At 64.8% G+C, this 23,195-nt stretch carries 20 protein-coding genes and 2 pseudogenes; 15 read left to right on the plus strand and 7 right to left on the minus strand.

Annotated elements, in window-relative coordinates; all coding sequences use genetic code 11:
* Positions 1–28: 28 nt before the first annotated feature.
* Together K8O92_23880 and K8O92_23885 are read left to right on the plus strand one after the other, a co-directional pair.
* Positions 29–1,090, plus strand: coding sequence for a hypothetical protein (locus K8O92_23880; protein ID UAK30899.1), 1,062 nt, complete (start codon positions 29–31; stop codon positions 1,088–1,090).
* 137 nt (positions 1,091–1,227) lie between these two features.
* Complete coding sequence (locus K8O92_23885) at positions 1,228–1,842, plus strand: restriction endonuclease (protein UAK30900.1); 615 nt, start codon at positions 1,228–1,230, stop codon at positions 1,840–1,842.
* 482 nt (positions 1,843–2,324) lie between these two features.
* On the opposite strand, the gene K8O92_23890 is transcribed toward K8O92_23885, so the two are convergent.
* Entirely contained in the window at positions 2,325–2,747 is a 423-nt protein-coding gene (locus K8O92_23890) for a hypothetical protein (GenBank protein UAK30901.1), read from the minus strand.
* Between the two features lie 493 nt (positions 2,748–3,240).
* Here K8O92_23890 and K8O92_23895 point away from each other — a divergent pair, with 493 nt between their 5' ends.
* From K8O92_23895 to K8O92_23945, 11 genes and pseudogenes are all read left to right on the plus strand, one after another.
* Positions 3,241–3,738, plus strand: a complete 498-nt coding sequence (locus tag K8O92_23895) for a pyridoxamine 5'-phosphate oxidase family protein (protein UAK30902.1) — start codon at positions 3,241–3,243, stop codon at positions 3,736–3,738.
* A 105-nt stretch (positions 3,739–3,843) separates the two neighbouring features.
* On the plus strand, positions 3,844–4,266 hold the full coding sequence (locus K8O92_23900; protein UAK35909.1) for a VOC family protein: 423 nt from the start codon (positions 3,844–3,846) through the stop codon (positions 4,264–4,266).
* Between the two features lie 110 nt (positions 4,267–4,376).
* Entirely contained in the window at positions 4,377–4,775 is a 399-nt protein-coding gene (locus K8O92_23905; protein ID UAK30903.1) for a DUF4870 domain-containing protein, read from the plus strand.
* 366 nt (positions 4,776–5,141) lie between these two features.
* A complete protein-coding gene (locus K8O92_23910) occupies positions 5,142–5,624 on the plus strand; it encodes a nitroreductase family deazaflavin-dependent oxidoreductase (GenBank protein UAK30904.1) in 483 nt (160 codons plus the stop codon).
* 73 nt (positions 5,625–5,697) lie between these two features.
* Positions 5,698–7,980 carry a molybdopterin-dependent oxidoreductase gene (locus K8O92_23915; GenBank protein UAK35910.1) on the plus strand — a complete coding sequence of 761 codons (2,283 nt, stop codon included), beginning with the start codon at positions 5,698–5,700 and terminating at the stop codon, positions 7,978–7,980.
* 175 nt (positions 7,981–8,155) lie between these two features.
* Positions 8,156–9,190, plus strand: a complete 1,035-nt coding sequence (locus tag K8O92_23920; GenBank protein ID UAK35911.1) for a LysR family transcriptional regulator — start codon at positions 8,156–8,158, stop codon at positions 9,188–9,190.
* Positions 9,187–9,849 (plus strand): transcriptional repressor LexA, encoded by a 663-nt coding sequence (gene lexA / locus K8O92_23925; GenBank protein ID UAK30905.1) that lies wholly within the window; start codon positions 9,187–9,189, stop codon positions 9,847–9,849. Before K8O92_23920 ends, lexA begins: the two co-directional genes overlap by 4 nt.
* 60 nt (positions 9,850–9,909) lie before the next feature.
* Positions 9,910–10,230 (plus strand): annotated as a pseudogene (locus tag K8O92_23930) (NAD-dependent deacetylase).
* Positions 10,223–10,540, plus strand: a pseudogene (locus tag K8O92_23935) (Tn3 family transposase). The pseudogenes K8O92_23930 and K8O92_23935 overlap by 8 nt, the downstream one beginning before the upstream one ends.
* Positions 10,541–10,546: 6 nt before the next feature.
* A complete protein-coding gene (locus K8O92_23940) occupies positions 10,547–10,762 on the plus strand; it encodes a transposase (GenBank protein ID UAK35912.1) in 216 nt (71 codons plus the stop codon).
* 590 nt (positions 10,763–11,352) lie between these two features.
* Complete coding sequence (locus K8O92_23945; GenBank protein UAK30906.1) at positions 11,353–11,691, plus strand: hypothetical protein; 339 nt, start codon at positions 11,353–11,355, stop codon at positions 11,689–11,691.
* Between the two features lie 285 nt (positions 11,692–11,976).
* On the opposite strand, the gene K8O92_23950 is transcribed toward K8O92_23945, so the two are convergent.
* The 5 genes from K8O92_23950 to K8O92_23970 all read right to left on the minus strand — a co-directional run bounded on the left by K8O92_23950 (position 11,977) and on the right by K8O92_23970 (position 18,165).
* Positions 11,977–12,351 carry a hypothetical protein gene (locus K8O92_23950; GenBank protein ID UAK30907.1) on the minus strand — a complete coding sequence of 125 codons (375 nt, stop codon included), beginning with the start codon at positions 12,349–12,351 and terminating at the stop codon, positions 11,977–11,979.
* 20 nt (positions 12,352–12,371) lie between these two features.
* Complete coding sequence (locus tag K8O92_23955) at positions 12,372–12,788, minus strand: phenolic acid decarboxylase (GenBank protein ID UAK30908.1); 417 nt, start codon at positions 12,786–12,788, stop codon at positions 12,372–12,374.
* A gap of 1,340 nt (positions 12,789–14,128) precedes the next feature.
* Positions 14,129–15,403: a cytochrome P450 gene (locus tag K8O92_23960; protein ID UAK30909.1), complete on the minus strand. Its 1,275-nt coding sequence runs from the start codon at positions 15,401–15,403 to the stop codon at positions 14,129–14,131.
* Between the two features lie 728 nt (positions 15,404–16,131).
* Positions 16,132–16,704: a site-specific integrase gene (locus tag K8O92_23965; protein UAK30910.1), complete on the minus strand. Its 573-nt coding sequence runs from the start codon at positions 16,702–16,704 to the stop codon at positions 16,132–16,134.
* A gap of 655 nt (positions 16,705–17,359) precedes the next feature.
* A protein-coding gene (locus K8O92_23970) for an IS5 family transposase (GenBank protein ID UAK35913.1) occupies positions 17,360–18,165 on the minus strand; the annotation gives its coding sequence in 2 pieces (ribosomal slippage) (positions 17,360–17,829 and positions 17,829–18,165; 807 coding nt in all).
* Between the two features lie 201 nt (positions 18,166–18,366).
* On the opposite strand from K8O92_23970, the gene K8O92_23975 reads away from it, so the two are divergent.
* Positions 18,367–19,371, plus strand: coding sequence for a hypothetical protein (locus tag K8O92_23975; protein ID UAK30911.1), 1,005 nt, complete (start codon positions 18,367–18,369; stop codon positions 19,369–19,371).
* A 579-nt stretch (positions 19,372–19,950) separates the two neighbouring features.
* On the opposite strand, the gene K8O92_23980 is transcribed toward K8O92_23975, so the two are convergent.
* Positions 19,951–21,438, minus strand: coding sequence for a hypothetical protein (locus K8O92_23980; protein UAK30912.1), 1,488 nt, complete (start codon positions 21,436–21,438; stop codon positions 19,951–19,953).
* Positions 21,439–22,208: 770 nt separating this feature from the next.
* Here K8O92_23980 and K8O92_23985 point away from each other — a divergent pair.
* Positions 22,209–22,535 carry a carbohydrate-binding module family 14 protein gene (locus K8O92_23985; GenBank protein UAK30913.1) on the plus strand — a complete coding sequence of 109 codons (327 nt, stop codon included), beginning with the start codon at positions 22,209–22,211 and terminating at the stop codon, positions 22,533–22,535.
* Positions 22,536–23,195: the final 660 nt, after the last annotated feature.

Consider the following 23,195-nt stretch of genomic DNA (forward strand, 5'->3'; position numbering starts at 1 on the left):
ATTGCCTTACGCGCGCGTGCTGGCCACGATGTTCGACGATCCGTATCCGGGTGTGGTGGCCGCAGCCGTGGGCGCCTTCGCGGACATCGGCCGCGCGGCGGTCCCGATCCTGCGGGAAGTCCGGCGCTCGGCTCGCCGCTCGCGTCGTGCGGCACTGGCCGCCCTCGTTGAGATCGGCTGGGATACACTCGATCCCATTGATGCTCGGGTGGCGGCACGTCTGGTTGCCGCCAAGATTCGCGCCGAGATCGCTCAACCGTTCTATCCCAACGGGGAGTGGTACGCGCTGCGCACCGACGACCGCGCCGCGGTGCTGCGCGCATTCGGGCTGTCCGATCCGGTGCCCATCACGATGCGCGCCGGATTCGAACGCTGGCAGTTCCGCCCCACCCCCGGAAGCTGGCTCATCGATGACTTCAGCGGTCACCGCCGGTGCGCCCAGATGTTCGTCTCCCCGGTTCTCGATGGCTGGACCCTGGTCTTCGGCACGCCCAAGAGCATGATCAGAAAACACGACGAGACGTCCATCGAGGACGAGCACGTTGCCCAGCAACGCCGATGTGTGGAGCTGAGCCGGCAGTTCGGCACCGTCTACTGGTACGTCCAGGTCGAGAACGGAGGCTGTGGCGACTGGATGGGCTGGTGTTCGGCCGAGCAGGAGTCGCTGATCCGCTACTACCACCACGATTTTCACGAAGGTGAGGTCGAGGCCGGCGAGCCCTTGGCTGCCGAGGCAGGCTTGCACACCCCCGATGGCAGTGGGCTTCTGGGAAGGATTCAGCAACACCTGCCCCACGAACAGGCGATGTACCTGCTGCTCACCATGCCTGAATACGACCCGGACGCCGAGGGGGAGAATTCGAGTCAGGAAGCGCTGGCGGCGCTGGGCGAATGGCGCGAAGAAGTACGGGCCCACCTTGCGGACGTGGGTGTTGAACTACTGCCGGGTCGAAGCGCCGCCATCATCGCCGAGCGTACGACCGTCGGGCTCGGTCAACTCGGGCCCCACACCTCGGTCCAGGGCCACGGAGTCCTTGGGCTGACCGATTGTGGAAGGCAGTGGGGGCATCGTGGCGCATTCCCGCTATAACTGTGGCCGGACCGGATCGGACCGTTTCCTTCCTCCGGAAGTAGGTGGTATCGGGGAGGCGGCGGTGACAATCGAGATGGGCAGGCGCCCGCGTCAAGTCGAGGAAGAACCGGGCGGGCTGTCGAGGGGGCATCGGGATGGGAAGACGACGTGGTCGCCGCGGATCGGATGCGGCGGCGTTGATGTTCATGGCTGCCATCGCCGCGCTGGTGGTTGCACCCAAGATCGCGGACATCGCCGCACGGCAAGCCGCGGCGCTTGCTTCTGTCGGGGCCTGTGTTCTGGCCATTGCTGCCGTCGCCGCCGTGCTGACGGCGCGGCATCGCCGCCAGGTGCGTGCTCGCGATGACGCGCGGCTGCTGGTGGCGCTGCGGCAGAACTCGCTGAGTCCCTCCGAGTTCGAGGAAGCGCTGGCCGCGTTGTGCCGCCGCGACGGCTGCACCGATGTCCGGGTGGTCGGCGGATCCGGTGATCTAGGCGCCGACGTGATCGCGCGGGCACCGGACGGTCGCCGAATCGTCCTGCAGGCCAAGCGTTACCACAACGGCCGCAGCGTGGGCAGCCAAGACGTCCAGCGCTTCGGTGGGACCGCGCACACCATCCACGGCGCCGACGTGGCGGCCGTGGTGACCACCGCGCATGCGTTCACCCCGCAAGCACGCGCGTACGCGGCCAAGGCCAGGATCTTGCTCATGTCGGCAAAAGAGCTCGCAGCGTGGGAATCGCAGACCGGGCCGAGTCCCTGGAACTGAAACCGAGAAACCAGAGTGCCCGAGAAACGATTGATCTCTGGGACGTTTGCAACCCGCTCAGGTCGAACGCCGCTCAGGTCAGCGACACCAGCCGGTGCGTGTGCGGCCGCGGCATGGCAGAACGTCTGCGGACGGCCCTCGACGGCGCGACCGGTCAAGCGGGGGCGGTGGCACAATCGGGCCGAGCTTCAACGCATGGCGAGAGCTGGCCGCGAACATCATCGTCACCGACGCCGTTCGGATGTGCCGCCCCAGTGACCAAGTTCTGATTCGGGGGCGATCAGCAGGGGGCCTCCGGTGGACTCGACCCAGGTGTGAAGCATGGCGGCTCACACGTTGCTCGTTTGTCGGTCGGTTTCCTGTGCCCGTCATTGTCGACTACGTGAAACCTATACCGGCCCATCGTCATTGAGCGAGGGTAAGTCGTCCATCCAAAGCTCCACGGGGATGGACCTGTGGCAGGGCATGAGTGTCGGCCGCGTTCACCGATCGAAGCCGCGGAAGACACCGTCGTCGTCGACGCTGCCGGCGTAGTCCTCGAAGTCCACGTTGGAGAGGAGGAAGTTGGCCTCGACCTCGGCCATCGCGATCGGTGCGATCCGGAACACCGCGTCGCCGTCCTCTCGAACATCCTCGCCGCTGGTATCGACCACCAGCAGTGGGTGCTCGGGGTCGGTCATCGTGGTGGTGTCGGCGAGGAACACATAGGTCTGGCCATCGATCAGATCACCTAGATCGGCGGGCGTCAGCCCGTCGAAGGTCACGTCGTCGACGGGTGTCAGCTCTGTCATCGTGTCTTCGTCGTAGGACGCGATGACCGCCGCGAGGGTTTGGGCCCACGCCGCGTCGTCGGTGAAGTCCGTACGCACCAGAAGCGATTCGCCCTCGGGCAGAGATCGTGCCATAGGCCCGATTGTGCACCCCTACCGCGAGGGAGGGTCGGGCGACCCACGCCCCACAGGCCGTAACCGGGGCTATCGGGGGGCCGTGATCGTAGATCGGGATGTTCCATCTCTCGCGCGTCCAGTCGCTGGCGATACCGAGATCCAGATCAGGCATTGTTGGGGTGGCGCGTCGCGCTGGCTCGGCGTGCCTCTTGGGTGCGCGCTCATGCCGAGTTCGAGGCGTTCGCAGGAGTGTGTACCGATCTCGGCTGCACCGATGAATTCTCGGATGGCTTCCTCGTCAAATCTACTGGATAGGCCGAAAGACAGGAGCCCGACATGACCGACCTGCCGACGTGGCTGGATCGTTCGTGCGCAGCGGCGAGGCGGGCACCAGTATCTGAGGGCGCTTGTGCGCGGGACCGAAGGATTCCGGCCGCCCGCACATCTACGGCACCGCATTACCCGCGTCGGGTCCAGCGCCCGCCGCTACGACAACCGAGGAGCTCGAACTATGGACCAGCACGCCATCGATGAGGTACTGAGCCGCCCACTCAGCCAGGAACTACTGGCCCGTGACCTGGCCAGGCTGGCCTTCATCGGGCTGGACGGCACCCCGCGGTCGATCCCGATCGGGATTGTCTGGAACGGCACGGAAATCGTCATGTGCACCGCGACGAACGCGCGGAAACTCCCCGCGTTGCGCCGCAATCCCGCGGTCGCGCTGACGATCGACACCGAGTCGCACCCGCCGAAGGTCCTACTCATCCGCGGCCGTGCGGAGCTGGATGTCGTCGACGGCATCCCGGACGAGTACCTCCAGTGGAACGGCACTTATGAGATGACGCCCGAACAACGGACCGAGTGGGAGGAAGGCGTGAGGTCGCTCTACGACGGCATGGTCCGAATCGTGGTCAAGCCGACCTGGGCCAAGCTGATCGACTTCGAGACAACACTGCCCACCGCCATCGAGGAACTAATGCAGCGACAGAAAGAACGTGAGCGCGCCTGAACACGTACACGCGCCGCCGAAGTCGGCGGCGCGCCCCGAAAGGAGATCACCATGAGCGAGACCGACCAGCGTGGCCCCCGACCCGGGCGCGGGACAATCCAGCGGATGGACAACATCGCCATCGTCGTCGACGACCTCGCGGCTGCCACGGCGTTCTTCGTCGCACTCGGACTGGAGCTGGAAGGCGAGGCGACAGTCGAGGGCAGCGCGGTGGATCGCCTCGTCGGGCTCGAGAGAGTCCGATCGGACATCGCGATGATGCGCACCCCGGACGGCCACGGACGGCTCGAACTGACCAAGTACCAGACGCCGCCGGCCCGCGGCGGTGACCCGCGCGCTCCGGCGAACACGCTGGGCATGCATCGCATCATGTTCGCGGTCGAAGACATCGACGGCATCCTCGACCGCTTGCGGCCACACGGAGCCGAGCTCCTCGGCGAGCTGGTGCAGTACGAGAACAGCTACCGGCTCTGCTACCTCCGGGGCCCCGCGGGCATCCTCGTCGCGCTGGCCGAGCAGATCAAGTGACCGGCCGGTCAACGGTCCAGCGCCGCGACGGGGCCATCTCGCGCCCGCAACCTGTGGTTCGTGCTGAAACCTGGGATCGGTAGGTGGCGGGCGTGGCATCTACTTACCCCATGACATCTTCTCAACATCCTACGAACAAACCGCAGTCCGCCGGCTCGGACAAAAGGACCAGCGCGATCCTGTCGTACGCATTGGGGTGGATCACGGGAATCATCTTCCTATTCGTGGGAAAGAATGATCCCGACGTGAAATTCCATGCCGCGCAATCAATCGTTTTCTTCGGGGCGATCTCGGTGGTCAATATTGTTCTGAGCATCGTCGGCTCGCTCCTCGGAGTCGTGGGGATCATCTTCAGCCTCGCCGGGCTCGCAGTCGCGGTCTTCGCGGTCGTCGTCTGGATCATGGCCATGGTCCAGGCGAACAAAATCGGCGGTCTCCGTGCAGAGCTTCCCATCGTCGGAAGATTGACTGCCCCATATGCGGATCGGTTGGCCGACTCCGTCAAGTAGCGGCATTTTCGAAGTCCTCCGCTGGATTTCGTAATCGAGGATGGGTGTCGGCACTCCTGCCGACGGCCGGATACGGCAGTCCGAAGATCAACGGCCCGAGACTATCTCGGGCCGTTGACGTCCTCGCGGAACGTCCGATGATGCCACCGACTCCTCGGCGTCGTAACGCGCGGACTTGACCAAGGATCGCCGGCGTCGGTGAGCGCGGCGGCCATGGTCGGACCTCCCCAGGCAAGATCTGCTTCACGACGACCACCTCTCACCGACTGACCGCAGGCCGATGGTGCAGGGTTGTCGGTACGGGGTGGTAGTTCTGTTGTAGAGCGCCTGCCAGGTTGTGAGTTCGCTACGGAAAGGTGTCCTGACATGGTCTGGAATCCGTTGCCGCGGGTGGCCCGGCGGTTGGCCCAGCAGCGGTGGGTGATGCGCTCGGCGCCGGTCGTGCTGCGGGTGGATCGGTTGGTCCGGCGTGCCAGCGGCGGCCGCATGGGCGTCCTGGATCTGGCGGGTCTGCCCTCGATCCAGATCACCGTGGCGGGGCGGAAGACGGGGATTTCGCGCACCACGTCGTTGCTGTGCGTGCTGCACGATGCCGACTTCGTAGTCCTCGGTTCGAATTGGGGCAGTGCCGAACATCCGGCGTGGTCGGCGAATCTGCGTGCGGCGCAGACCGCTCAGGTTCGTTACAAGGGCGAGCAGTTCCCGGTCGTGGTACGTGAACTCACCGGCGTGGAGCGCGAACGCGTCTGGGAGCGGGCGGTCGCCTTGTGGCCCGGTTACGCCATGGAGCACGAACTGTCCGGCGGGCGGGTGTTCCGCATCTTCGAGCTGCGCCGCGTGTCTGCCTGAAGCGTTGTGAATCGTATGCGAGCGGCGGTCGGGCTCGTGTGCGGCAGCTTACGGTGGGACGGTGACCACGCATCTGACCCACTGGGGCGCATTCGAGGCCGACAGCGACGGCGAACGACTCATGAACGTCCGGCCGTGGCGTGGTGATCCGGAGCCGACGCCGCTGATCGGCAATATCGCTTCGGCACAACACCACCCGACCCGTATCGATCGGCCGTACATCCGCAGGGGTTGGCTGGAGAGCGGTCCCGCTCCCGGCCCGCGCGGTTCGGAGGGTTTCGTCCCGGTGTCGTGGGAGCGGGCGTTGGACCTGCTGGCAGGCGAACTCGGGCGGGTGTACCGGCAGCACGGACCGGAAGCGGTGTACGGCGGTTCGTACGGCTGGGCCAGCGCGGGGCGTTTCCATCACGCGCAGAGTCAGTTGCATCGGTTTCTCAACTGTCTCGGCGGCTACGTCCGGCACGTGAACAGCTACAGCCTCGGCACGTCGACGGTGTTCCTGCCGTATGTCCTCGGCGACATCGGGTGGGTGACGCAACAGGCGACGGCGAAAGCCGTGCTGGCCGAGCATTCGGAGCTGGTGGTGGCTTTCGGTGGGTTGTCGCCGAAGAATGCGGCTGTGTCACCGGGTGGCGTGTCGCGGCACAACGCGCGCGGGTGGATCGCGGCGGCGCGGGCGCGGGGCTGCCGCTTCGTGTCGATCAGCCCGCTGCGCGACGACACTGCGCCCGAGGGTGCGGCCGAGTGGATCGCCCCGCTGCCCGGGACCGACGTGGCGATGATGCTGGCGCTTGCCCAGGTGCTGGACGAGGAAGGATTGGCCGATCAGGAGTTTCTGCGCCGGTATGCGGTCGGCTACGAGCGCTTCGCGGAATACCTGCGTGGCGCGGCGGACGGAGTCGTCAAAGATCCGGCGTGGGCGGCGTCGATCACTGGTGTGCCTGCCGAGCGTGTACGGACGCTGGCGCGCGAGATGGCGACCGCGCGCACGCTCGTGACGGTGAGTTGGTCGCTTCAGCGGGCGCGGCACGGTGAGCAGCCGCTGTGGGCGGGGGTCGTGCTGGCGGCGATGCTGGGGCAGATCGGGCTTCCTGGTGGCGGGTTCGGACACGGTTACGGGTCGGTGGCCGGTGTCGGCGAGCCGGCGCGTATGCCGGTGCCGCGATTTCCGCAGGGGCGCAACGGCATCGATATCTTCATCCCGGTCGCGCGGATCGCGGACATGCTGCTCAACCCGGGTGAACCCTATCGCTACAACGGTCAGGACCTGGTGTATCCGGACGTGCGGTTGGTGTACTGGTGCGGTGGTAATCCGTTCCATCACCACCAGGATCTGGCTCGGTTGCGGGCGGCGTTCACGCGCCCGGACACGGTCGTGGTGCACGATGCGTTCTGGACGGCCACCGCGCGGCACGCCGATATCGTGCTGCCGTCGACCATGTCCATCGAGCGCGACGATTACGGTGCGGGCGAGGGCGGCAGCTCCTTCTTTCCGATGAGGGCGCTCACCCGCCCGCGCGCCGAGGCTCGGGACGATTATTCGATCTTCGCCGAGGCGGCCGATCGGCTCGGAGTCGGCACGGAATTCACCGAGGGGCGCTCCGTCGGCCAATGGCTGCGGCATCTGTACGAACAGTGGCGAGCGGGGCAGTCACGGCTGGGCCACGAGCTGCCGGACTTCGACACGTTCTGGACCGGCGAGTGCCTCGAGCTTCCGGTGCCCGACCCGCGGCAGGTACTGGCTGCGGACTTTCGCGCCGACCCGGACCGGTTTCCGCTCACCACACCGAGCGGGAAGATCGAGATCTTCTCCGCGACCATCGATGGCTTCGGGTACGCCGATTGCCCGGGGCATCCGGTGTGGTTGGAACCCGAGGAGTGGCTGGGCGGTCCGGCGGCGAGGCGATATCCGTTGCAGTTGGTGGCGAATCAACCGCGGACCAAGCTGCACAGCCAGCTCGACATGGGTGCGCACAGCCGGTCTGTGAAGATATCCGGGCGGGAACCGATTCGCATGCATCCCTCCGACGCCGCGGCTCGTGGCCTGCGCGCAGGTGAGGTCGTGCGGGTGTTCAACGAGCGAGGCAGTTGTCTGGCCGGATTGCTGGTCGACGACGGGGTGCGGGCTGGTGTGGCGCAGCTGTCCACCGGGGCTTGGTACGACCCGGATCCGGCCGATCCGACGTTCTGCCGCCACGGTAATCCCAACGTGCTCATCGCCGACCGCCCGTCCTCCACGCTGAGCCAGGGCTGCGCCGGGCAGCTCACGCTGGTGGAGATCGAACGCTATGCGGGTCCTCCAGCGGATGTGGAGGTGCTTCGCCCGCCCCGGATCGGAGTTGCGTCCGAGTCGTAGTCCACCGTTGGTGGTCGTGTCCGTGCGGTGCTCACACCGCCACACAGGTGGGCCTCGACGTTCACGGGACCTATCGCTCGGCGAACATCGTCTGGTTGTAGGTTGTGTTCGCTGATCGCTATTGCTGGTCCATATAAGCAGTGGTGATCGCGGAAGTCGAACAAAAGACACGAAAATATGGACAACGGATGGTTGTTCATGGAGGTGGCGGGTGGACCTGGATCTGGCGGCGCTGCGCGCGTTCGTCGCGGTGGTGGAGCAGGAGCAGTTCGGCCACGCCGCGGCCGTGCTCGGGATCAGTCAGCAGGCGGTGTCCAAGCGCATCGCGAAGCTCGAATCACAGCTCGGTGCGGAGCTTTTCGATCGCGGGCACGGCAGTAGCGTGCCGACCGGCGCCGGTGCGCGATTGCTGCCGTACGCGCGGTCACTGCTGGCGGGCGCCGAGGAGGCGGTGCGGGCCGTTCGTGCGCAGGTGCGGCCGTTGCGGGTGGCGGTGCTGGGGAAACGCGCGGCCGCGACCGAGTTGATGGAGTTCTATCTGGCGCGCCATCCGCGCTGCGACACCGAGATCGTCATCTCGAACGCGATCACGACCTCGCGGGAGGCCTTGCGCAGCGGCCTGGTCGACGCAGCCCTGGCCCGCGCGTACGGCGGACCGGTGACGTTGCCCGGCGACATCGTCGCCGCGCCCGCGTATCTGGAGCCGTTGTATCTGCTGGTGGGTAAGGATCATCCGTTGGCGGGCCGGTCGACGATCGCGTTGCGGGAGATCGCCGGGCATCCGGTGTGGGTGCCGGGGGCGGCCACACCGTCGGAGTGGGCGGATTTCTATCGAGATCTCAGTGCGTTCAGCGGGGTTCCGGTCGACACCAGTGGACCGATGCTGAACTTGGCGCAGCTCGTCGACCGCATCGCGGACTCGTCGTCGCTGACGACCTTCAGCGGAGACGGTGGCCAGACGCCGTGGCATCCCAACCTGCGGCGTCTGATGGTCGTCGATCCCACTCCGGCGTATCCGCTGGCGCTGCTGTGGTCGGCGGGCAACCGGCATCCGGGGCTGCGTCCGTTGATCGAGCACGTCGCGCAGAACTACAACCGGGATATCGCGGCCGCCTGCTGGGTGCCCGAAGCCGATCGGGCGCTGTTCGCCGTGCCGGGCGCCGCGCCCGGCACGGAGTGTCCGCCCCTGCCTCTACCATTCCCCGGGTGACCGGATACGACCCGCTCGACGCCTTCGAGCATCTCGACACCTCGACGTTGCCGCCGCGGCAGCAGCGGATTCTCGCCACAATCCGGGAGTGGGTGCTGCGGCACGGGTATCCGCCGAATACGCGTGAGATCGGTGACGCGGTGGGTCTGCGCTCCACGTCGTCGGTGTCCAAGCATCTGAAGAGCTTGGAGGAGCGGGGTTTTCTGCGGCGCAGCCGGACGGTGTCGCGGCCGATCGATGTGCGGATGTTCCTGCAGGCGGGCGCGCGGCGGGAGACGGCGCAGGATTCGGTGGCGGTGCCGGTGGTCGGCGATATCGCCGCGGGCGCTCCGATTCCGGCCGAGGAGCATGCCGACGAGACGATGACGTTGCCGCGCGAGCTCGTCGGGCGCGGCACGGTGTTCGGCCTGCGGGTGCGTGGTGATTCGATGATCGACGCGGCCATCTGCGACGGTGATCTGGTGGTGGTCCGCCGGCAGCACGAGGCGCATTCCGGGGAGATCGTGGCGGCGATGATCGAGGACGAGGCGACGGTGAAGGTGTACCGGCGGCGCAACGGTCACGTGTACCTGGAGCCGCGCAACCCCGCCTATGAGGTGATCGATGGCGACGAGGCGGTCGTGCTCGGCAAGGTCGTGTCGGTGATGCGGCGGGTCTGACCTCGCCGAACTGTGACGGCGCGATGCCCGGCCCGCGGTGACCGCCGTACCCTGAACGGCATGCTGACATCTTCCGGCGCCGGGCTCGAGCAGCTGGTGCGCTTGCTCGACGGGCGCCGGGTCGTCGCGCTGACCGGTGCCGGGGTCTCGACCGACAGCGGTATCCCCGACTATCGCGGTCCGTCCTCGCCGCCGCGCAACCCGATGACCTACCAGCAGTTCGTCGGCGATCCGGTCTTCAGGCAGCGGTACTGGGCGCGCAACCACGTGGGCTGGCGGCGCATGGACGCCTCGTGCCCCAATTCCGGGCATCGCGCGCTGGCGTGGCTGGAGCGGATGGGCGTGGTCACCGGGCTGATCACCCAGAATGTGGACGTTGTTGTTCCGGCTGGCGTGTGAGTATCTGATCTCGGCGCGGTTGATCCGGCCGGGTCCGGTGACGGTGGTGGAGCGGGTCGCCCACGCCCGCAAGCAGGCTCAGTCCGAGACCTACGACCGGTTGGCGCATGAGTTCACGCCGGAACGGTGTGCCGAGCTGGATGCGTTGCTTGCCACCGACGTGTCGATCGGAATGTCACGGTTGCGGTGGCTGTCGACCGGACCGGTGGAAGCATCGGCGGAAGCGGTGAAGGCCGAAGTCGACAAGCTCGGGTTCTTGCGCGGTCTGGGCGCGGACAGCCTGGACATGTCGGAACAGATGCCGGTGGTGTCAGGCGTTGGCAAAGGCATCGAGTCCAGCACGAAGCTCAACAAGCACAGAAGGGTGATCGAACGGTCGATCGCCTGGCTGTTCGGCTACCACCGCCTGAGCATCCGATACGAGCGCTACGCCAACCACTTCTGCGCCTTCCTCACCCTCGCCGCCGCACTGACCTGCTACAAGAGGCTGGTGCAGGTGAGAGCGACAAAGTGATGTCTAGGGTGTACCCGTGACTGTCACCTGGGACTCTTCGACGCCTGGCCTGCTCGTTCTGCCGTCAGGCCGGATGATACGCGGCCGAGCACTTCGTCGGCCGATGCCGGACGGTCCCGTGCCTGAATTCGGGTTGTACCTGCTCGGAAAACAGCCTCCGGCCGTGGCGTGGTCCAGCAGATGGATTCGGTGGCCCGACTTCTGGTTGCCTTCAGATCGCACCGACGCCCACGGTGCACTGCAGGAGGCGTGGAAGCGAACCGCCGCCGAGCGAGTCGAGGTGGCCTGCAACGGCGGCCACGGCCGAACCGGCACGGCACTCGCATGCATCGCAGTGCTCGACGGCATCCCCGCAAACGAGGCAGTCGCCTACATCCGCACGCACTATTCACCGCGCGCTGTCGAAACACCTTGGCAACGCCGCTTCGTTCAGCGCTTCACGACTTCAGCCGACCACTGACAAACAAGCCTCCACAAACCCGGCCAACTAAATGTCACGACGTGAGACACTCTGAGTCAGTACTGCTCTCCGGTACCGACACCACTGAGTCCGATCCTGTCGACACCTCGCCGGACATCGGGGAGGCCGAGTGTGTGGAGTGGACCCCGCGGTGGCGGCGCAGATCCTGCGGTCCTCGACACCCAGCGGGTACCGGCTGGTGCAGGCCCTGATCGCCGAAGGCGGCAGGATCTCAGAACTGACCGGCGACAGCCTGCTGCGCGTGGCCACACAGTCACTCAACGTCGCGGCCCGGCGGGAAGGCGTCACCCGCGGCCTGCCCGAAGCGGCGGCTGATCCAGGCAATCCGTTACCCGAATCCGCTCACCTCTCCAAGGTGGCCGCCTACTCACTTCCGACCGAGTCGATTCCGGCGTTCACCGCCGCGATCGAGCTCCTGGACGACCTGCACCACCGGCTCCACGAATGACCCGCCGTCATTCCCCGCGAAATGAACGGTGCATGGTGCGGAGGCTCGAGCTGACGCGCGACGACGGATCGACCGAACCGTTGCGCCCGAGGCACTCGATCCTTTCCAGCGCACTGTTGGCGGGTGCCGACCTGCAACGCATGGGCTAGCCAATGGTTCAGCTCCTGCATGAGTCACCGGGTCGGGAAGATGCGGCGGACCGTTGAACCGCACCTCGCCCGCGGAGGGCCGACCCCGCCCCGGATTACCGTGAACCGGTCAGCTCGATCGCGCAGCGGATCGCACTTACTTCGTCGTCATGTCAGGGTGGCCGGAGGTGCAACCTCCTCCGGCCACCCGACACCTGACGACAACCAACAACTGCCGAATGGCGTTTTCCGGTGAGGTGGGGAGGGCGGGTGATCGCCATGCGACGAAGTGGTCGGGACGCACGAGAAACGCTCCGTTTGGTCCGATGCCCGCGATATCAGTGAACGTGGCAATGTCGCCGTCGATGTGGCGAACTCGCAATGCTGGCAGACCATTCGGGTTTTCGTTCGAGGCGACGATGCCACCGGGAAGGGAAAACCTTGTGGCATCGTCGATTGCCGCAACCGCAGGGACGGGGGTCGAGCCGCCGACATCACGGTGGCCGGCATCTGTGGCGGGCTGCTGCGGCATCTGCACCGTCTCGTGCGGTTTTATTTATTGCTGAGCTCGAAGTGGCCGTGGTCCGCGTAAATGTGCCGCGGCATATCTGGTCCGGCCGCAGCGAGTTGCGCCATCTTCTCGCGGAACTCCGGATCTTGATTGTCACCTGCGCTTATGGACATGTCGACATCGGCCAGCCATCGAGGCACCGTCGCGAACCGGTCCACTACCTGGCTGTCGAGGTGCCAGACGAGGGTCACGGTGGTACCGGTCTCCTCGTACCAGCCCAGAAACTCGACGTTGTCTGCCAGTCGACGGTACGTAGGTTTCTGGATGGCGTGACGCCCCTTGTGAGGACCCTCGGTCAGCGTGTAGTCGATAAAACCGGCACCAGTGATCCAGGGATCGAATTCCCAACCGTTGGGCAAGTACAGGTGCAAGCGTTGTCCGACGATAGATTTCAGCATTCGACAGTCCGGGTCGGCCGTGAAGCCAATCCCGATCCCCCTTTCAAGTGAGTTCCTGCGAACGATATTCGATGATCATCATCGCATAGGGCCGGAGACCTTGGTTGTAGATTGAGCGAAGCTTCGGTGTCGGCTGCATTGTGGCACAAAAGATTCCAGGGCATGGCTGCGGTGTTGGCGACTCGCGATTCGCACACGCGGAAGAGGACCTACGGCGGCTTCGATGCTCACTGAGGTGATCTCACCAAGGTAGGCGACAGATTCCGACTCGTCCGGATCACGACAGAAACATCGGGGCCGGCTCCGGCCGCGGTGGCCAACCGGGAGCCAGAATCCGACCACCACTCGCGGCCACCGCCACCGCACCCGGCGTCACCGCGCCAAGTTCGGCGAACCGCTCGGCGACCACGACCACGGCCCACTCAACCGCAGCCAGCGCATCCGCCCACGCCGATCCGGCTGCCTTCGGCACCCTCACATCAACCTCCCGCCGCCACGGCGAACCGGACGAATTCCGCCCGCACTACCTCCAGACGACCAGACACTGGCCGCACAACGCCGAGCACGCGGCACCCCTGCGGCAACCGGGCGCTGACCTGCTGGAAACAGGTGTTGATGCTGTTGGCATGGTTCCGCAAACACGAAGATATCGCGGTGCTCGGCGCGGCATTCGGCATCAGCCGTGCCACCTCCGACCGCTACCACCACCACGACGGCATCACCGCCCTCGCGGCCCAAGCCCCCGACCTGCACGAAGCCCTGTACCGTGCTCACGAGGAAGGTCTCACGCACCTGATCCTTGGACGGGAAGGTCTTCGGCGCCGACCGCTGCGGCGAGAAGACCACCACAGTCAAAGGCGAGCAGATCGACGTGTGGTACTCCGGCAAAGCCCACAGTCCCGGTGGCAACGTCCAAGCCGTCTCGGCGCCAACCGGATTGCCGCTGTGGGTTCCCCGACGTCGGACCCGCCTCGGTGCACGACCTGGTTGCCGCCGCCCGCGACCACGTCCCCCGCGTTGTACTGGGCAGCGGCACATCCTGGACCTGCCGACCCTGGCCGAGCGCGGCTACGAAGGTGCCGGGATCGGCATACACACCCCGATCAAGCAACCCGCCGATGGCCGAGCCCTCGCCCCCAGGGAAACCGCACCTACAACGCGCTGCTCCGTGGGCTGCGCTCCCTGGGCGAGCGCGGCTTCGCCGTGCTCGTCGGCCCGCTGGCGCGCCCTGCGTCTCATTTCACGTGCAGCCCCGAAAGAATCGGCACCGTCGTCGAAGCCGCACTCGTTCTCACCCATTTCGAATACCGGCGCGTCAGCCGAAAGTTGATGAGATCACTTCACTGGGGGACAGGCATCGCTGGCAGTTGCTCGAAAACGACCGGAAGTGCCTCCAGTGCCCGGTGGAAGGGTCCCGGCCGCCAGACCAATTCATCTACGGGCACGGCTGGCGTCATGTCAGGCACCGCGGTGCACAACTGATCGACAGCATGCTGCGCGATCTCGTAGGCCAAGGTTTTTGCTGGGCAGCCGTGTGGTCCGCCGCCAAACGCCACATGTGCCCGGTTGCCGATGTGACTGCCGCCGGGGTCGGCGGCCACGCGGATCGCAGGGTCGTTGTTGCAGGCAGCGAGGCTGACGACGATCGGCTGGTGTGCCTCCAAAAAGATTCCGTCGACCATGACCGGTCGACTCGGATATCTGAAGCAGAAGTTCGCCATCGGCGGGTCGATGAACAAGACCTCGTCGAGGGCGGTCATAGTCGACAAACTCCGACCGTAGTCACCGCCGAACGCCCCGTACCGAGTGTCGGTGAGCATCCGCAACAGTGTGTTAGTGATCAGATTGCGTTCCAGTTCGAAACCGGCACCATAAAAACTCATCAGCTGAGCGAATACCTCAATGTTGTCGAGCGCGCTGGGGTGGGTCACCAGTCGCGAGGTTGCGTCCTTGTCAGGGTCGGGGTTTGCGCGCTTGAGCGCAATCAACTCCATCAGTGCGTCTTTGATCATCGTCATGCCCTGCTGAGCTGTGAGCGTGCTGCGCTGATCGAAACGTGCCGCCATACCGGTTGCGACCCGTTCCCCGATCTCCGCCGGACAACCGCATATCCGGTTGATGACGTCCAAGACCAAATGGAATGCGTAGTCAGCCATCAGATCGGCTGAACCGCGGCCACAGAACTTGTTGATCAGCGGGATAGCGATGTCCTCGACCAGCGCGCTTATGTTGTACAGGTCGACTCCGTCGATGCTCGCTACGGAGGCACCTCGATAGCGGTCGTGTGCGGCACCGCTGTTGTACCGCGCCGCGGGGAACCAGGCCATCATCGCCAGGACGGGTGTGTCCTGCGGAACGGTGGGCTGCCATTGTCGCGGATCTGACGGGAAGTGGTCGGGATCGTTGAGAATTTTCACCGCGGTCGTGTGGCTTATCACCAGCGTGGCCGGTACTTTCGGCGCCAGGTCGACCGGAACTAGCGAAGTATAACGGCGCCGCATCTCAGCATAGGCACGGTGCGGGTCGGCGGCGAAGTCGGGGTCGTACATCCGAAACCGCTCGGGTGCTTGGTGGAGGGGGGCGGTCGGGTGGGCCGGGGACGACTGCGAGGTCAAAACGTGGCTCCAAGTGGATTGAGTTAGGACGTGGATCGCGATGACGGATACAGACTCGAATTACGTTCACCGATTGGAAGTAACAGGCTCCTGTTCGGTGCCGGCATCGGCGACGACTTTTCTCTTCTGCGTTCATGCACGGGTCGATAGGCCGACGGGTAGCATTGAATCGCGCGTTTCATCGTGGACGCAGACCATCGCGGTGAGCGGTGGTGTCCATGAAATCGCCTCAGCGACATACTGATTCATGCGCGCGTGCCTCTCGTCAGGTCGGTCCAGAACTATAGTCCCCGCGATGAAGTTCGCAATCCCTGGTGCCTGCGGGCCGGCCGAGCCGACATAGCCCCGGGAGGGCGCACGCGGTCGCGAGGCGCGTCGAGCCTCGCCGCGATCCCGAGAGCGGGCTCGCGCGTAGGTCGTCGCTTCGCATGAGCAGGTCCGGGAACGAAGTTGTCCAGCAGCCACCCGGCTCCGCGCCCGAATCCATCGATGCAATCTTTGCTCGGCGTTGAGCTCGCTTTCGTCGGTTCCCTCGTACAGCGCCGGATCTTGCAGAGCTGGCAGACACGCCTTCACCGCCGTGAGGCGGCGAGAAAGCTCATCCGGATCCAGAGCCTCTGGGCGACGGGTGCGCGGGAGTAGCGACAGTAGACTGCGGCGGTACCTGTCCCTGTTGGACGGAGGATGTTGCCGTGAGCTGGAAGCCGATTCCGTGGATGTGGCCGGGTTCATGACAGGTTTTTCTCCGGGGGCGCGGATGGGGGTTTGTGAGCGAGAGGGTGTGGCTCCCTGGTCAGGACTGACAGGGCGTAGGCCACCACTTCGATGGTCGCGCGGGTATAGATCAAGGTGACATTGTCGGAGTGGTTGCTGGCGTGTCCGGCATATGCCTTCGCGACGGCGTGGCCGAAATTGCGCTCTACCCATGTCAAGGTGGTGTGGCGCAGCCAGTGGCAGGTGATTCCTTGCTGCTTGACCCACGGCAGCTGCTTGCCGATCTGACTCCAAATGGTGGTGAAGCGCATTGTGCTGATCGGATCGCCGTTTCGGTAGCGCAGGAGTCTTTCGTGGGCGTTAACGGGAATCGGCCTGCCGTTTTGCGCTAGGAGATTGGTGGGATCTCGAGGCTGTACGCGTGAATCGTGATGGTCCACAAGTGCGCGCATGAGTGTCGGCGACACGGGTTGCCACCGCTCGGTATTGCCTTTTTCACGCAGTAGGATCAGGCATTGGTGCTCGTCCAGATCCTGCTTCCTAAGTGCCAGGATGCCGGCCCGCCGACATGCGGTTTCTGTGCACAATCGAAGGATGAGGGTAGTGAGTTCCGGGTAATCGCCATACTCGGCTGCAACCCGGTTGATTTCAGCGAGACGGCCGGTCGGTATCGCTCCACGGCGAGATGGGCGCCGTCTAGGCTGGACCAGTCTGGCCGCGGGATTGCCGGTGGGCCGGATCAAATTGTCATCGACCGCGTGACGGTAGAGGCAGCGCAATGCGTTCGTAGTTGTCTGGGCGACGCCGATTCCACCACGGTCGCTGCGCCTGAGATCGCGTTGCTTCTGGGGTGTCGCAATGAGTTGTTTGAGTTCAGTGGTAGTCGAGTCGGCGACTCGGCCACATCTCGACGATTCGATTCCAATAGCTACTGTATAAATCGCGGGTTCTATTCGGAGGTATGGCCGCATATACGATCGGCACATACTCGGCGAAGGTTGGCATTGGCCGCTTCGACTGGGCGGCGATGAGGTCCTCTAGGGTCACTCCCAGCTTTTCGAGAAGCAGCTGCGCGGTCTGCACTTCGACGTTCGATGCCGACATTGTCATTGGACCACCTCTGAGGAAGTTGTTGCCTGTGCTTGCCGTTCACGCGCAACCATGGCGTCGACAGCGTCGGAGGTGAACATCAGAAGGACGCCTTCGGACGGATCTGCGGCGAGGAGGATCTAAGACGATGTCTCATGTGGCGTATTTCGTCAGCTTCTTGAAGCAGGTCAGCGCCGCGGCAAGGGTGAGGAACGCAGGGAAGTGTGTGGCTTTGCGGTCGTAGCGGATGTTGAGCCGGTGGTAGCCGGTGAGCCAGGAGATGGTGCGTTCGATGACCCAGCGGTGGCGGCCGAGGCGCTGGGAGGATTCGATGCCTTTGCGCGCGATGCGGACGGCGATACCCCGATCACGCACCCATTGCCGCAGCTCGGCGGTGTCGTACGCCTTGTCGGCATGCAGTTCGGCCGGTTTGCGCCGACGCGGACCGCGCCGCGACCGAACCGCGGGGACCGCCTTGACCAGCGGCCGCAATGCCTCGGCATCGTTGGTGTTGGCCGCCGAAACCGCCACCGACAGTGGTATTCCCGCCCGATCGGACAGTAGGTGGATTTTCGAGCCGGACTTGCCGCGGTCAACCGGGCTCGGGCCGGTCAGAGATCCCCCCTTTTCGCCCGGACGCTTGCTGCGTCGATCACCGCACGCGACCAGTCGATCAAGCCCTCGCTGCCGAGCTCATCGAGTATCGCGCGATGTAGCCGCCGCCAGAGACCGGCCTCGGTCCACACCGTGAACCGGCGGTGCGCCGTTGGAACGGTGACCCCGAATGACGGCGGCAGCATCCGCCACGCACACCCGCTGGTCAGCACGAATACCACTGCCGTGAACACCGCCCGCTCGTCGGTCGGAGCAGTACCCCCACCCTGCGGTCGTGACTCGAACTTCGGCAGCAACGGCTCCACCATCGCCCAAAGCTCGTCCGGAACGAGACGCTTCGACAACTTGTCCGACACGGCCGAACATCATGCACCACAACCGATCACAGTCCATCTCGACCCACCGATAACCAGTCACAGCGACATGAGACACGGTCTAAGGCAAATCAACTCAGTGGCAGTGAGACACGCCACGATCTATCGCACCAATGGGGGATGATCGGAGTCATGACCGACAGTGCCGCCCCCTCTGACCAAACAGCCTGATTGCCGAAGGAACTCGGCCCGATCGCATTGCGTCTCGCCCGAGTAGACCTACTGGCCCAGGAACTTGGGGAGTTGGCTGCGGCTTGGTCTCTCAACAGCCCGGTCGGCATAGAGCAGATCGCCCAGGAGTCCGGCGAACTGGCGGCTGTGGTGATCGGCGTTAGACCGATCCCGCCGTTGGCGTCGATGTTGTTCAGCGAGGCAATCCACCACTTGCGTGCCGCGATGGAGAATGTGCCGTTCTATCTCGTGGAGGAAGAACGTTGTTCGGCGATCCCCGAGAAGGACTCGCCGAGGATCAAGGTTCCGGTTCAAGACGATGCTACGAAGTTCTCTTCGTGGCAGGGCTCGGTGAAGAAGCACATCCCCGAGTTGGCGGCAGGAACCACACTCGGCGATCGCCTGATGAAGCTGCAGCCGTATATCGATACGGCGTCGCGCGTCCCGTCGATCAGTGAGCTACTGGGACGCATGATGGGCGTCAATGTCGACTACGAACACCCGATGTTGCTGCTGCAACGCTATTCAAACATCGATAAGCATCGCGTCATCCGCATGGCGGCAGCACGGACAATATTCAAGCGCGGAGACGCGCCGATGGTCAATGTCAGCCTTGAATTTCAGAACCTGGAGCCCGGGACAGTGCTGGCAACCACACGGCCGGGTGAGCCAGTGATGCTGGAGCTCAACTCGGCCGTCATGGTCGAATGTCCGGACAGCCCAACGATGGTCGGTCCGATGGTCGAATTGAGTTACCTGCACCGTCACGTGGCTGAAGTTGTTATCCCGACGCTTGTCACTGGGCGGTCTCTGCCGCAGTCGCTGCCGCCCGCGATCGATCTGGGTAACAGTGGCAAAACCGTGCACGAAAGGATTCAAGCGGGGGAGTGGTCCTATGCTCACAACCGCTGGTCCTCCGCGGCGTTCGCGAACTTCGACGAGTGGTCGAGCATTCCGCCCGAGATTCTTGAAACCGCTCAACCTAATACGGGTGCGGAGGAGTAGACGCCGCTCCGATTACAACTTTTGACGCGCCCGAGACAATCGATTCGCGACGGAAACCCGGCGCGACATCGTCGACGAAATCAGTGAACTCGTTGACGCGCAGCTCGACAACTCCAGCAACCGGTCCGGATATGAATTCAACGCCAACCGAGAACGCTGCCGACACTGCGGCGGCTCAAATCACGCGACGCATGCGCGACATGCGACGCTGCGGCGGTACGACGAAGAATACGGGTACGCCGACGACGGCTCGACGGTATTGTGTCCCGGATCCGCCTACGAAAGCGAACGGACACCGCCCACGGGTTGGGTTCGCGGCCATCCCGAGAGCGACCTCGGTAGACGAACAGATTCGGGTAGCGTTGACGTCGATACCGATGGATCCGCACACAAGACGATGAGGCTCCCGAAGCAGGCGCTCCAGGCGATCTCCGCGCAACGTCCGGTGCCGAGGTGTGGTGGGTGACGTATACCGTGCCGTGGGTGCGGGCCCTTGGTCGGTGTCGGCAACAGCCCGGTCGGTACCAGCGTCCCGGGTTCACGACTTGCGGCCGTTTTCACGGGGCCCGGGGCCTGTTTTCAGTCTGCTGCTGATCCGTATTTTTCTTGCATGGCTTGGCCGTGTTGTTTGGCCATGTGGTGGGCTTGGGTGGCGGTGATGTCGCGGTCGGCGAGCTTTTGGGCTATTTCACGTGCTGTCTGGGTGTGTTCGGCGCGCATCGGGGGGTTGTCGAGGGTCCAGGTGGGCGGGTATTGGTGGCCTTTGACGGGGTCGCGGAAGCCTGCGTCGCCAGCGGCGCGGTTGGCGAAGGCGTCCATGACGGTGCGGTCGGCGACCCGGCCGTCGATCATCGGCCGGTAGTTGGCGTATCCGTCGATGTGGCGGATGCCTTCCTCGGTGAATCGGATGCGCTCATTGTTTTCGATCATGGTGCGGCCGAGGATGCGGTCGGGGGAGTGGCGTGCCGAGGAGAGGTCTTCGGGGGCCAGGTCTAAGGTGCCTTCCAGGGAGTGCGGTTCGGCCAAGGTTTGCAGATCGACCCCGGCGATGGCTTGGACGAGGGGATCGGGGTCGTTTTTGCCGGCTTGGGCTTTGGTTTGTTCGTCGAAGGCGGTGCCCAGGATCATGTCGTGGATGCGGTCGGCGCGCCCGGGGTCGTAGTCCAGGGCCAGGGCGTGGGCGCGGGCCAGCTCGCCGGAGCGTAGTTCGTCGTAGCCGTCGGGGTTGTTCTTTTTGCGGCCGTCGCCGTAGTTGGCGTCGCTATAGGTGTCGGCCACCGCGGCGTCGAGTCGTTCGTGGGGTTGGGCGCCGATGTTGTCCAAGTGTTTTTGCAGCAGGCGCCCATCGTGGTCGAGGTCGAATCCATTGTGGTAGGTGGCCGGGGCTTGATATTCGAAACGTTCGAGCTCGCCGAAGAGCGTGTTGGCTCGTCCGATGTCGGGGTCGCCGTAGAGGGTGGAGGTGATGTGTTTACCGTTGGCGGCCAGCCGGACCGCGGTATCGGCATCGGGGTGGTTGAGGGCTTGCTCCGGCAGGAAGGACCGTACGGCGTCGATTTCGCGTTGCATCACGTGCGCTTCCAGCGGGGGCTGAGTCGGGTCGAGCAGCCGGGCCCGCATCAGCTTGAGGTCCTTGACATCCTTGCTGAGCCTGCGTTCGTCCTTGAGCGCGTAGACGTCGGGAAGGCTGGCGACCCAGATCCCTTCCGGTGTGCGCCACGCACGGCGGGCCAACTCGCCATGCGAGGGCTCGTATTTGCGCTGGTGCATGACCTCGAGGTCGCCGTTTCTCAACGCTGTAATTCCGTCGGAGAATCGGTGTTCCGACCAGCCGGGTTGGTCCCGCATATACCGGTACGCGGCCTCGGACACCTTCACGTCGAGGTGGTGCGAGAAGCGGACCGGAGTTCCGAAGGCGAGGTTCATCGCGGTGCTACCGGTGATGAGGGCCTCTCGTGACACGTTCTCCCCCAATGGGGCGAGCCGGGCCGCCAGCGACGGCTGCTTCGACACCACCCCCGGCACACCGTCGCCCACCTCGGGGGTGGGGCGATCAGTGACCTCCACACGCCCGAACCCGGACGCGGCTCGCTCGAGCGGAACTCGCCCTTCACGGTCCTTGTCGACCACTGTCTCGACAAACTTCTCTACACCCTTTGCGGCCCCCCGAGACGGCTGCTCAGCTGCCGAACCCATGCCCGGCGCAAGAGCCCTGAGCCTGTCACCCATCCTGCGAAGCCAGTCCGCCGACCCCCGTACCACCGCGCGACCCTACCACCCAAAAACAATGGAGTTTCGCCAACCAGCTTGTCCTGCAACATGTTTTATGTTATGGATCGCTGGCCGACAGTGTACCAACGAGCAGCCCACGCCTCCCACACCATCGATCTGTGAGGGGGCGCACTCCATCCGACGGGAAGTCCGATGCGCCGGTGCGCGACTTCGGCGCCCGCAGCACCCCGGCCGCTCCCCTCCGGGCCCGCCCCGATATTTGCCCGCCCGCCGGGCAGCCGCGCTCACGTCGGATGTTTCACGTCGATCGGCCGAGGCAACTGAACGTCGTGTTGGGGTACGCTCCAACACCACGTTCGAAGCGAGGCTAACAGCGTCAAGGCGAGGCCCTTCGCTGAATTTCCTGACGCAAGTCCGCCTGGCTTACAGAGGCCATCCGAGCGCCTGGGTGGTTCTACATGTCATCTACGACACCACTTATAGGTGGGTCTGAACGTCACTGGTGATCCGAAGATGTTGGTACAGACGAATTTCGGCGTCACCGGGCCGTGATGGTGGTAGGTTGCGCTGCAACGTTCTGTGTGCTTCAGCTGAAGGAGACGACCGTGCGACTCGCCCGTATCCTCGCTCTGTCCGCCGGTGCGCTGCTGCTCGGTTCCGGTCTCACGCTCGCCGCCGGGTCCTCGGCCGGCGCGGAGGGCGTTGGACTCGACGTCGCCGCCTTCAGCTGTCCCCAGCCCGACGGCCTCTTCCCGCACCCAGAGGACGTGACGAGGTACGTTGAGTGCTCGAACAACATCGCGACCGTTCAATCGTGTCCGTCCGGCCTGCATTGGAACCGGAATGGCCAGTACTGCGACTGGCCGTCCAGCGCGGGGGCGGTGGCTGACGAATACCAATCCGGCCAAGGCTCGGCCCGGCATCGGTCTTAACCCCGCCACCAGGCCGAAACCATGCGAGCACGCCCCGGCTTGTTCTGATGGCCAGGGAAGTCGAGGCTGAACATCTCGTTCCAGGTATTGCGCCCGGCTTCGCAGGGGGCGGTGCGGCGTGTCGCGCTCTCGTTCAGAAGCTGCGTGGCTCGACCGAGCTGAAGGACTGGGTGGCTCGGTTCCCGACGCTCGAGATCTCCGCTCAGTGGTGAGCAGAACGAACAGTGGGGTAAGCGTTTTGGAGATCAAGGATGCACCCCCGATAACGCGGCGATACGCAGGGCATCGGCCCACTTCACCGCATCCGGCGTGAAGTCCTCCCGGCACTTGCCCAGTCGCTCTGCGCGATTTCCAGCACCGCCGGGTCGGCGGTGCTGATTCCCGGAGTCCGACGCGCGCTCCGGTGATGTGGGCATCGCGGCGGATCGCGGTGAGGAGTTGGCTGCGCAGAGGTACGGGTAGCCCAGTGCTGTAGAGGGATCGCGCCCAGCTGGCGTTGGGTGGCGGGTTGGGTGCCGCTGCGGAGCGGGCGGTATCTGCTTCGCTGGTTGTCCCAGTGGCCGTGGACGTCGATCTGGCCGGGCAGGGTGTGGTAGGCCACCTTGTCGTCCCATGAGCTGGATGTGCGGCGGGTCCAGGTGTGGATCGGTCGCGGATGGT

Origin of the sequence: Nocardia asteroides (assembly GCA_019930625.1) — a bacterium.
In the GTDB taxonomy this organism is placed as follows: domain Bacteria; phylum Actinomycetota; class Actinomycetes; order Mycobacteriales; family Mycobacteriaceae; genus Nocardia; species Nocardia sputi.

Coding starts and splice junctions, on each gene's coding strand:
- K8O92_23880 (UAK30899.1), top strand. CDS start 29: ATGTTCGACGATCCGTATCCGGGTGTGGTGGCCGCAGCCGTGGGCGCC.
- K8O92_23885 (UAK30900.1), top strand. CDS start 1,228: ATGGGAAGACGACGTGGTCGCCGCGGATCGGATGCGGCGGCGTTGATG.
- K8O92_23890 (UAK30901.1), bottom strand. CDS start 2,747: ATGGCACGATCTCTGCCCGAGGGCGAATCGCTTCTGGTGCGTACGGAC.
- K8O92_23895 (UAK30902.1), top strand. CDS start 3,241: ATGGACCAGCACGCCATCGATGAGGTACTGAGCCGCCCACTCAGCCAG.
- K8O92_23900 (UAK35909.1), top strand. CDS start 3,844: ATGGACAACATCGCCATCGTCGTCGACGACCTCGCGGCTGCCACGGCG.
- K8O92_23905 (UAK30903.1), top strand. CDS start 4,377: ATGACATCTTCTCAACATCCTACGAACAAACCGCAGTCCGCCGGCTCG.
- K8O92_23910 (UAK30904.1), top strand. CDS start 5,142: ATGGTCTGGAATCCGTTGCCGCGGGTGGCCCGGCGGTTGGCCCAGCAG.
- K8O92_23940 (UAK35912.1), top strand. CDS start 10,547: ATGCCGGTGGTGTCAGGCGTTGGCAAAGGCATCGAGTCCAGCACGAAG.
- K8O92_23950 (UAK30907.1), bottom strand. CDS start 12,351: ATGCCGCAGCAGCCCGCCACAGATGCCGGCCACCGTGATGTCGGCGGC.
- K8O92_23955 (UAK30908.1), bottom strand. CDS start 12,788: ATGCTGAAATCTATCGTCGGACAACGCTTGCACCTGTACTTGCCCAAC.